This is a genomic window from Paenibacillus sp. FSL M7-0420 (assembly GCF_038002345.1).
Classification (GTDB): domain Bacteria; phylum Bacillota; class Bacilli; order Paenibacillales; family Paenibacillaceae; genus Paenibacillus_AQ.
In genome coordinates this window covers 2,649,901-2,660,895 of sequence record NZ_JBBOCJ010000001.1, presented here as the reverse complement: position 1 = coordinate 2,660,895, position 10,995 = coordinate 2,649,901, and the positions used below count along the sequence as shown (strand labels likewise).

General features: G+C 52.7%; 8 protein-coding genes. 3 read left to right on the top strand and 5 right to left on the bottom strand.

Annotated elements, in window-relative coordinates; genetic code table 11:
* Window positions 1-167: 167 nt before the first annotated feature.
* Window positions 168-1,844 carry a carbohydrate-binding protein gene (locus tag MKX51_RS11045; RefSeq protein WP_340992378.1) on the bottom strand — a complete coding sequence of 559 codons (1,677 nt, stop codon included), beginning with the start codon at window positions 1,842-1,844 and terminating at the stop codon, window positions 168-170.
* 253 nt (window positions 1,845-2,097) lie between these two features.
* On the opposite strand from MKX51_RS11045, the gene MKX51_RS11040 reads away from it, so the two are divergent.
* Window positions 2,098-2,955 (top strand): AraC family transcriptional regulator, encoded by an 858-nt coding sequence (locus MKX51_RS11040; RefSeq protein WP_340992377.1) that lies wholly within the window; start codon window positions 2,098-2,100, stop codon window positions 2,953-2,955.
* Window positions 2,956-3,068: 113 nt separating this feature from the next.
* Window positions 3,069-3,569: a GNAT family N-acetyltransferase gene (locus tag MKX51_RS11035; protein WP_340992376.1), complete on the top strand. Its 501-nt coding sequence runs from the start codon at window positions 3,069-3,071 to the stop codon at window positions 3,567-3,569.
* 316 nt (window positions 3,570-3,885) lie between these two features.
* Here the strand turns inward: MKX51_RS11035 and MKX51_RS11030 are convergent, their stop codons facing one another.
* A complete protein-coding gene (locus tag MKX51_RS11030; RefSeq protein WP_340992375.1) occupies window positions 3,886-5,865 on the bottom strand; it encodes a hypothetical protein in 1,980 nt (659 codons plus the stop codon).
* A gap of 147 nt (window positions 5,866-6,012) precedes the next feature.
* Between MKX51_RS11030 and MKX51_RS11025 the strand changes: the two genes are divergently transcribed.
* Entirely contained in the window at window positions 6,013-6,855 is an 843-nt protein-coding gene (locus MKX51_RS11025) for an AraC family transcriptional regulator (protein WP_340992374.1), read from the top strand.
* 77 nt (window positions 6,856-6,932) lie between these two features.
* Here MKX51_RS11025 and uidA read toward each other — a convergent pair whose 3' ends face one another.
* Genes uidA through MKX51_RS11010 form a run of 3 tightly spaced genes read right to left on the bottom strand, consistent with a single transcriptional unit; the run spans window position 6,933 to window position 10,988 of the window.
* Window positions 6,933-8,744, bottom strand: coding sequence for a beta-glucuronidase (uidA, locus tag MKX51_RS11020; RefSeq protein ID WP_340992373.1), 1,812 nt, complete (start codon window positions 8,742-8,744; stop codon window positions 6,933-6,935).
* Window positions 8,745-8,780: 36 nt separating this feature from the next.
* Complete coding sequence (locus tag MKX51_RS11015) at window positions 8,781-10,130, bottom strand: ABC transporter substrate-binding protein (RefSeq protein WP_340992372.1); 1,350 nt, start codon at window positions 10,128-10,130, stop codon at window positions 8,781-8,783.
* A 27-nt stretch (window positions 10,131-10,157) separates the two neighbouring features.
* Entirely contained in the window at window positions 10,158-10,988 is an 831-nt protein-coding gene (locus MKX51_RS11010) for a carbohydrate ABC transporter permease (protein ID WP_340992371.1), read from the bottom strand.
* Window positions 10,989-10,995: the final 7 nt, after the last annotated feature.

Below are 10,995 nucleotides of genomic sequence, written 5' to 3'. Positions count from 1 at the left end.
TTTGTAGCAGAAGGATGCACGATTCATTTTAAAATAACACTATTCTCTTTCAAATTTAAACGATGTCGCGGAATGCCAAAAACCCCGGCCCGTAAACGCACTATACAAGCTGCTGTCTACAAGCCGGGATTAAATTTCAGCCTATTGAACCGATGAGGCTCCAGAACCTACTGGGCGGTCACAGTAATGCTGTCCACATTCGGACCTTCCGTACCGGTAGTCACCACTTTTACCGTATTATTGCCGACATTCATAGGAACCTGAACCGTCTTCTCCCCCCAGGAGGACCAGGCACCCGTTGCGGTAAACGCGGCATTGCTGATAACCTTGCTGCCGTTCACATACACATCCAGATTTCTTGTGCCGCTCTCCAGGGCATAGCGGAATTTCAGATTCTTGGTTCCGGCCACCGCACAGTACACACTGTTCCACTGGATCGCAGCATCTGTTGCCGCATTAAAATTGACGTAGCCGCTGCCCGTATAACCGGCATTGACTGTCTCTGCGGCCGCATTCGTCAGTGTGGTGCCAGTCTCAGCCTCATAAGTCGTTCCCGAGCCGGTACCGCCCCCGCTTCCAAGTTCCGCTACAAAGGTCGTTACACTTAGCGCCGGAAGCTGGGCTGTAAAGGAACCGTTCGATACATTGATGGATGCTCCCGCAGCAACCTTGCGGCTCGCGTCCGTGATCCATGCCGAGGCACTGGAGGCCGTCCCGTTCTGCAGGACAAACTTCTGGCTTACGGCCGATGTGCTTTTGTTAATAGCGACAATAACTGCCTTGTTATCTCCCTTGTAGGCCGAGACATAGACATTGGTATTCGGGTTCTTCGTGGCATCCACTCTCAAATAACCCGGACGGACGAACTTGGAGAATTGGGCCATACTGTCCCCGCGCTTGCTGATCGTGCCGTCCTCATTCATCGGGCTGTATTGACGGCGGATATACCACCATACATAGGCCTGGAAATCCCCTTCAACCAGCGCATTGTGCATATGGTATGCCACTTCCAGCGCTTCCGGCCACAGGTTGGCCGAGTTGTTATTGCTGTTAGGATAGTAGACCTCGGTCATCCACAGATCTTTGCCTGCACCCTTCTGCTTGAAGAGCGGATAGGCAAAGTTGTTCACCTGAGTTCCATACAAGTGCGCCCCCAGAATGTCCATATTGGCCAGCGCCTGGGAATCATTCAGAATCGGGTCAGACATATTCTTCAGATATTGAAAGGACTCCGGCGCAATGACACGGCAGTTGATCGCACCGGCATAATTCTTCATGAAGTTCAGCATTTCGGCAGGCGTCCACCAGGTCCAGGTCTCGGCATAGTCCGGCTCATTCTGCACCGAAATCGCATACAGGTCAACCCCGTTATTCTTCATGTACGTCACGAAATCATTCAGATGCTGGGCATATGCGCCGTACTTGTCGTATCTCAGACGCTTGGCTGAAGGATTCCCGTTGCGGTTGAAGGTCTCTGTCATACTGCTCGGCGGATTCCACGGCGAAGCAAAGACGATTGCTCCCTTGGCAATGGCCGCCTTGGCCGTATCCAGCTCCCTATACCAGTTGTTCGGGTTTTCGTCTACAGAGATTCTCAGAATCGAGAATCCAAGCTGGTTCGCCCCGTTGCCGAAGGCGGTCTCCCGCTGCGCGGCTGTCAGATCCCCGATCCAGACCGGATGGTTAATACCCCCGAACCCGCGAATTACCTGCTTCTGGTCGGACAGATTGACGGTCACATCGCTGGCCGCATTTACTTTGGGCGGCGGGGGAATCACCAGTGCAGACAGCATGGTCACACTAGCCAATAGGGTCAACAGTGATTTTTTGAATTTTGACTTCATTGCTTCAGCTCCTCTTCATATGAAATATTCTTAAGCTATCAGTTCTGCCGGATCTTCTCCCGCCACACCTCCTGTCTGCTAGAAGCGGCAGATGAACGCCATACAGGCTTGTCCATGATTCTTGCAGCACTTGCAAGCGCTTCCTTTTCCTGTATTATAGTAAATATCTGCTAGTCTAGTCGTTGCACATCAGAGAGAATATATTGCGCGGATACCGATAATCCCTATATTTCCATTTGAAGGGATGTATGCCATGGAACAGGATGTCCAGTATGTGTTCACCCCGATCCCGGAAGAAATGATCTGCTTCCACAAGTCAACCACCACGGAGCAGCTCAACCCGGCTCAGCCCTACCACCGGCATGATGCTTACGAAATCTACCTGTTTCTGAGAGGCAATGCCTATATGTATGTGGAGCAGGCCTGTTACCAGCTGACACCCGGCGATCTGCTCCTGATCCGGCCCGGTGAGATGCACCGGTGCGTCTGTGCCGACAACCAGCCGTATGAACGGATCGGGCTGAACCTGAGAAGGTCCGCCCTTCAGCGGCTGTCCAGCAGCCGGACGAATCTGCTGGCCTGCTTCCAATCCTCACCCTCCGGGCTGAACACACTGATCCGGCTCTCCCGTGAACAGTGCGCCTTCTACTCCCGGCTGGCGGACCAATTGATTCATAGCCTCCACTCGCAGGATTACGGACAGGACCTGCTGGCCGATTGCTATGCCACCCGGCTGCTTGTATTCATTAATACCCTGCAGCAATCCTCCTCCGCCCTGCCGCACAATCTCATGCCGGAGCTGGTCCGGCTGACGATGGCCTACATCGAGGAACACCTGCTCGAACCGATCTACTCCGCTCAGCTGGAGCAGGAATTTCATTACAGCGGCAAATATATAAGCCAGCAATTCAAAGAGCATACGGGACTTACCATCCGCTCTTATATTGTCAATAAGCGCATCTCCCTGGCCATGAGCCACCTTGCCGCCGGCAAGAGCGTCGCGGCCGCCTGCGAGCTGTCCGGCTTCAGCGATTACGCCAACTTCATCCGCAGCTTCACCAAGGTAGCCGGAGTATCTCCGGGCAGATACCGGGCAGGGATGCTGCCGTAAGTGCCTGGGCATTCTTTTGAAAAAGGTAAGGTTCATTATAGCGGTCTTTTCCCTTACGTTCGGCGTAATGTGCTGATACAGTAGGTTAAGAGAATAATATTATGGGGGTTAAGATGAAGGCGACAATTCAACCAATAACAGATACAAACAAGGAACAATTTGAGAACTTATTTAATTATTATCTCTACGAGCTTTCTGCTTACTCACAGGAGGATGTTGGAACAAAAGGCATCTACGAAATGGAAGACATCTCGCCATATTATAGGGATGAACGGTTGCATCCTTACTTCATCACGTTTAATGGCAAAATCGTTGGGTTTATTCTGGTTACCTCTCCTCCTTATGTTGCACAGGAAGTGGACTATTCAGTGCAGGAGCTGTTTGTATTGCCCAAATACAGAGGCACGAATATAGCCAAAGATGCTGTCATGCAAATCTTAAAACTGCACTCGGGCCGCTACGAGGTGGGGATGTTCAAATCGAATGTAAAAGCGGTTAAGTTCTGGACAAAGCTTATAGCAGCACTGGAAATTCCGGTCTCCGCAGAAGACGGGGTCACTGAAGTTCAAGGAAAAGTATTGCAGACAGCTGGTATGAAATTTACGGTAGCTTAATCGGAGCTGTCCCAGAAGCCATGAAACGGCTGCTTGGGATAGCTCTTTCTGCTGGAGTAGATTCAGCATGAGCACCTGGGGGAGGGGACACTCCGACATTACCTGCGTATCAGCAAAATATATGCTGTTTTTCGCATACATTCAGGCCTCACGCCTGCGCATCAGCAAATGTATGCTGTTTTTCGCATACATTCAGGCCTCACGCCTGCGCATCAGCACAATGTATGCTGTTTTTCGTTCCCACAATAAAAGGGGCTGTCACTTTTGGGACAGCCCCATATTTTTGACAGAATATCAACATTGAGAATGAACAGCTTTACTCGCTGTCCGCCTCCCAATAGTCCCCAACAAGACCTTCAATAATACTGCCGCTGGCCCAGGGCATCAGACAGAACCAGGTGCTGGCCGGTGAGCCGTCACTGTAGGTCTCTGTTACCAGCCCTTCGGAATGACAGAAGCGCTCGGACATCCAGCCCGTCAAGCCGTGATCGAACTCCCGGTCATACCGGTTGTAGGTCTGACAGCCCCAGCCGACGGTATCCAGCATCCGCTGCTTCACATACGGATCTTCACGCCGCTTCATATAATAATACAGCTCATCTACCACGCTGCTCGACATGGGATGAATATGCGGATTGGCGACTGAGGTCACGCTCCCCCCGGAGCTGGACCAGCCCACTGTGCTGAGCGGCGGCACTTTAACCGGTGAATTATAGGCGAATTTGAAGGTGAACTCGTAAGCAAGCGCATCCCGCATATGATCCAGATACAGCTCATCCCCTGTAAGGGCGTGCAGATATCTGACCGCCCGGATGTACGCCAGAATCCCTTCAGAATCTACCGCCTTATCTGCATCAAGCGGCGCCCCATAACATTCCATCCGTCTCACATAGGTCTCATAATAATGCCGCTCGCTGCGCTTCAGGCTGTCCAGATGCGACCGGTTTCCGGTTAGCCAGCTGTAGTAGGCGATTGCAGCCATAATCCAGGTTCCGCTGAAGGAATCGTATTCAAGCCCGGCACCGGTTCGCTCGGAGAGAATCGTCGGGTATTCATCGTCCGAATTCCGGCTTCGTTCCAGTACGGGGAGAATCTTCCGCACGAAGTCCACCCACTCCTCGTGAACGACATGCTTGAGCCGTTTCTCGTATTCATAGGCCTTCATAATATAGAATAAGGCCTGTCCGCACAGATAGGCGGAATGTCCCGGAGTACGCATTCCGTCGAACCACCAGCCGTTAATACTCCATTTCCCATCCTGATAGGCCTCGTAGGGAAGACCGGAAGCCGGGTTCATGGAGTTCCCGATGATATTCTCAATGCAGGAGAGTGCCTGCCCGCGCATCGGCTCATCCTCCAGCCGCAGCGCAGCCATCAGCATAGGAGTGGCTACAGTCAGACCGTCTGTCCAACTGGTCGAGATGATTTTATTATACCGGTACCCGCCCGTCTCCTTGTCCTCATAGACGAAGGTGGTGTAGCTCCGGTCCTCAGGCAGCCATGCATATTGATAGATCGCCTTCGACAGATCGGCCGCAGCGGTCCGCATATCACTTCCAGATCTCGGTGGCTGATGATAGCGGAAATAGATGTCTTCCAGCGCAGTATTAATGCCCAGCTCAGACTCAGCCTTGTAGTCATACAGATCCAGCATGAACGCTACTGACTCTGAGGCCGCCAGTTCAAAGCAGTTCTCCTCCAGAGGTGCCCGTTCCTTGACAAGACGCGATTTGATGAACAGAAGCGGAGCATTCTCATACCCCAGCGTATAGCCGACCGTTCCCTTGGCAAGTGAGCAGGTGAAGCCGCCATACTGGTAGAACTCCCCTTCATGCCCGGGCCTCCACTGGGACTTCCCCCCATCTTGGTGTACAAAGTAAGGGCTGGCACACAGTCCCCATACCTTACCGTTGTCATATGCCAGCGCTGCCGGATGCGACAGCCGGTCGCTTCGGACCATCCACCAGGGAGAAGAAGGACGCGAGGGCTGGCCGTCTCTAAGCCGCGGGAACTCATTCGGAACATTCTGCGGTGCCTCTCCGCGGTTGCGCCCATACATAAAGGCAGGAAGAAAAAAGCGCGGGGCTGTCTTCGCAAACGGCAGCTCTACATGAATGACACCCGACCACGGCGTGCTGTTCAGATTCGTGATCGTTACAGATGCCTGATAAGGCTGCACGGCACTGCCTGCTCCGCCTGTTATCTCGACGGATGCTTGTAATCCATGTCCGTTCAATCCGGTATATTCAGGATCTTCCTGAAGCTTGCTTCTAGCTGTTAAGATTAGTTCCATCATCCTATCCTCCAGTCCGGTGTGTACAATACAACGCTTGCAATTCATATCCTGACATGCTAGGATAATGACATTTTAAAGTAGTTCCAGAGAAGAATCCTTGCGAATTCCGCGCGATGTATTGCGCCAAATGACACCTGGAGGTTACCGATGAACGACCCTTTTGAGCTGCGGTATGATCCTATCCATAAAGATTTCCTCTACCTGCACAGGACGACTACCTATAATATGGGGACCTTCTATCACCGCCATGAAGCGTATGAGTTATACTTGTTCCTGCGCGGCAATGTCAACTTCTATATTGAGAACAGCTGTTACCATCTGGAACGCGGTGATCTGCTTGTGTTGAACCCGGAAGAGATGCACCGTTCCTTCAGCCAGGATGAATCAGAATACGAACGGATCACGATCAATCTCCAAAAATCCTATCTGCACCGCCTGTCTACTCCGGCTACCCCGCTATCCTGGTGCTTCGACTACCGTCCGAAGGGTAAGGGCAACATTGTGCATCTGGAGGAAGCCGAGCTTCAACAGGTGCTACGGTTGACCGGTGACTTGGAGAAGGCCCTCTCATCGGATGCGTATGGAGCAGATATCCTCGCCAACAGCATGCTTGCTCAATTATTGGTGCTAACCAATGCGGCGTTTCATAAGACAAGTATCGTTCCTGCCAATATCATGCCGGAGCTGGTCCGCAGGACGATGGAGTACATTGACGCCCATCTGGAGCAGACCATCACGCTGGAGCAGCTTAGCAGCACCTTTCATTTGAACAGCACCTATATTAGCCGTCAGTTCAAACAGCACACAGGCCTGACGCTACGTTCCTACATACTGGACCGCAGGATTTCGTTGGCCAAGGCTTACCTCCGCGACGGGCTTAGCCTTACCGAGGCCTGTTATCAATCCGGCTTCAGCGATTACGCCAATTTCATCCGCAGCTTCACCAAGATCGCCGGAGTATCCCCTGGAAGGTACGCCAAGCTGGATTAAACAGTTCGGAGTGCGGCAAAAAAACAAGCCTCCCGTAACGGGAGGCTTGCAAACTTACGCTGTAACTTAAACTCAATCTACTTCTTATACCCAAAATCCGGTATAGCCGTCCATCTCCGGCGCAGCTCGTGCGCTGCCGCCTTGGGCTTGCGGTCACGGGTGAAGATGCCCTTCTTGTTCCCCTGCACGCGGATGATGCCCTGGCTGGTGGCAAAGTCGGCGAAATTCCATACCTGCTCGCCCACAAACTCCTGGAACTCATCGAAGACTTCATGATTCGCCCGGTAGAACGCCACCTGATATTCTTCCGTGAACATAATCGGCTCCACATCATGCAGTCCGGCCACGGTATCGGTTCCATATTCGGTCATCATCATCGGCTTGCCCGGGCACTGCCGGGTCCAGGCTTCCAGCTCCAGCCTCAGCTTGTCCTTCGCCGACTCCAGATCTCCCCCGTCCACGTACCAGCCGTAATACCGGTTGAAGGCCAGCACATCAATCAGCTCAGAGATTCTGTCGTTCGCCGGGGATGCCTCAATATGCGTCACCAGCGTAACCGGACGATGCTGCGGGTCTTCTTCCCGCAGCTGCTCAATCAGCGGCTTGAAATATTCATAAGCCCCATCCTCATAAGAGGCTGGTTCATTAGCCACATTCCACATCACTACACAGGCATGGTTCTTATCCCGGTTAATCAGCTCCCGGATCACCTGCCGGTGATGCCCGAAGGTCTGGACCTCTGCCCAGGTATCCTTCTTCGAACCTCCTGAGAACATCACCAGGAAATTAAGATCCAAGCCTACCGCCGGAGTCTCATTAATCACGACGAAGCCTTCACGGTCGGCCAGACGCATCACTTCCTCGGCATACGGATAATGCGCCGTGCGGAAGGAGTTGGCCCCGGACCATTTCATCAGATTGAAATCCATAATGTTCGCGGCTTCATCCAGTCCCCGTCCATGGAACGGGGTATCCTCATGTCTGCCGTAGCCCTTGAAGTAGAACGGTTCGCCATTGATCTGGAACTGCCCGTCCTTCACCTCTACCGTCCGCACACCGAACGGCAGCTCATAGACATCAACCAACTGCTCCGCTTGCAGAAGCTCAATCTTCAGGGTGTACAGATAGGCATTCAGCGGCTGCCATAGGATCACGCCAGGAATATCCAGAGTGCCGGACCGCCCTGAACCCGAACAGACCGCCTTCCCCTCTTCATCCAGTAGCGTGACCCGGACCTCCGCTTCTCCGCTAATGTCCACGCTATAGCGGACTATCCCCTGCCTCTCCTTCCCCTGCTCCTCCTTGTAATCGGTCACTACAGTAACATCCTGAACGAAGGTCTGCGGCGTGGAATAGATCCGCACCGGCCGCTGCAATCCGGCAAAGTTGAAGAAATCGAAATTCGGCTGATTCTTCACCTTGGTCTTCCCGTCCGGGCCTTCAGTCTCTGTGTACAGGCCTACAGGCAGTGTCGTGTAATCCACGACATTATGAACAGCCACCGTCAACCGGTTCGTTCCAGGGCGGATATAGCCGTTAATCACGCCCTCGAAGGGAAGGAAGCCGCCGGCATGCTCCATTACCAAGCTTCCATTGATAAATACCTTCGCCTTATGGGTAGCCGAGCCGAAGCGCAGCACCAGCCGTTCATTCAGGATGTTCGCTGGGAGCGTCAGCTCCCGCTCGTACCAGACCCAGCCGACATGATTACGAATCTCCGGGCTCACGCCAAGATCATTGTAAGCCGAGGGCACCGCCATAGGGATCGTATCTGTGAGCTTCGATGCCTGCCAGCTCTCATCCCAGCCGGTGCCATCGTCCAGCTTGAAATTCCATACCCCGCCCAGATCGTACAGACTGCGGGTTTCCGTCATTATTGGATACAGCACGGGCAGCACTCCTATCTAATCTGTGATATCTGCTTCTTAGGATTTGGAATCAATAATCTTCTGAATCTTGGTTTGTGCATGCTGAATCGTATCATCAATACTTTGACCGGACAGCAGCATTTTGTCGAACTCCTCCAGCAGCACCTTCTCCAGCTCAGCGTGATAAGGCACTGCTGTAGCTGCTGTAGTTGGTATAGTATTCTCCAGAACATAGAGCAGCGAAGCCTTGTCGATCATTTCCGGGGTCTTGCTGCCTGCGATAATCCGGTCCACCACATCTTTCAAGTCAGCTTTTTTCCAGGACGGAATATTCTTCCCTTGCAGTACAATCCCCTCGGTGGAGAACCAGCGGATGAAGGTGTAGGCTTCGTCTTTATGCTTGGACTTGCTGTAGATGCTCAGGACATCCCCGCTCACGTTCGAGGACATCGGATCTTCGATCTTCATCTTCGGCAGCGGAGCGAACACGGTCTTGAAGCTGGCCGGAATCGTCTCCGTTCCGCCAGTCTCCGGGATCAGGAAGGAGCCGGTGACAAGCATACTGGTATCCTGGTTGAAATATTGCGGTCTGTAGTTCAGCTTCTGGCTGACCACCTCGGAATACGGGGTTGCGGAGCCTTCCGTTTCTCCCCGAAGCCGCAGCTCAAGCGACTTGCGCATGAATGGATTGTCAATATTGGCGGTCTTGCCGTCATCGGTAGTCAGATTGGCATTCACCGCCTGCCCGAAGGTCTGTGCCACATACCCGTATTGAATCCAGCTGTGGAAGTAGGTGCCATACCGGGTCTTATCGCCCGTTTTCTTCGTCATCGCCTTAGCGTAATCCATATACTGATCCCAGGTCCAGTCCTTAGGCAGCTCAAGTCCCGCCTCCTTCAGATGATCCTCGTTAATAATCACCAGACCCTGGGAGGACTTGCCGGGCAGTCCATAGACCTTGCCGTCAATGCTGGTATCGGCTGTATATTCATCCTTGAAATTGATGCCGTCCTTCGCCAGATAATCATCCAGCGGCTGGATCATACCGAGCCCTGCACGCTGGGACAGGAAGGTCATGTTACTGAACATGAGGATATCCAGATCATCGCCGCCGGCCACCGCAAGGTCCAGCTTCTTATAATACTCGTTGGAGTTGTTGTCCTCCGCAGAGGCAAATTCCACCTTAATGTTCGGATGCTGCTTCTCGAACTCGGCAATGACGATATCCCAGTTGTCCATTTTTTTGGCGTACCAGTTGCTCAGCTTAATGGTTACCGCTTGTTCTGCATCTGTTCCGGCACCCGTTGCCGCCGGCTCCTTCTCTGCATTGCCGGCGCCGCCGCAACCGGATACCAGCAGGGATAACAGCGGTACGGCGATGAATAGATTGCGTTTTACTTTTGACATGATTTGGCCCCCTGTAATGTAATTAGTCTAGCCTTTGACACTGCCCATCGCAACTCCCTCAATCACCTGCTTCTGGCCGATCATGAAAATAATTAACAATGGCAGAATGGCTGATACGGCACCTGCCATCATTAAGGAGTAGAACTCGCCGCTGAAATCAGCGAATTTCCGGATGCCCAGCTGCAGGGTAAACAATGAATCGGAACGAAGGAAGATCAGCGGATTCTGGTAATCATTCCAGGTCCAGATAAAGCGGAGAATCATATAGGTAGCAAGGGCTGGCTGCACCAGTGGCATGGCAATCCGCATTAAGATCGTCCAATGGCCCGCTGCATCAATCCGCGCCGATTCAATAATTTCATCATGGATTCCCAGGAAGAACTGTCTCAGCAGGAAGGTTCCCAGCACGCCGGAGGCGGCAAGCAGCACCAGCCCGAAATGGCTGTCGAAGAGTCCAAGCCAGCGGTACATGATGAACTGCGGAACCAGAATGGCCTGCGTCGGAATCATGAAGGTGGCCAAGACAACCAGGAAGAGGATGTCCCGCCCTTTGAACATGATTTTGGAGAAGCCGTAAGCCGCCATAGCAGAAATAATCAGCGACAGCGCTGTAGACATCAGGGTAACCTTCGTTGTGTTCCAGTAATAGAGTGTGAACGGCACGGCTCCCGCCCATACCTGCTTGTAGTTCTCCACCGCATTCCATTTCGACGGAATCCATTCTATGGGATATTTCATCACATCCAGCTCGGGCTTGAAGGAGGCGGAGAGCATCCATAAGAACGGCATGATGAACAGGATGCCCGCAACCCCCATGAAAACGGTAACAATAACACGGTTAAGCTTGATCGATCGCATGTGTATA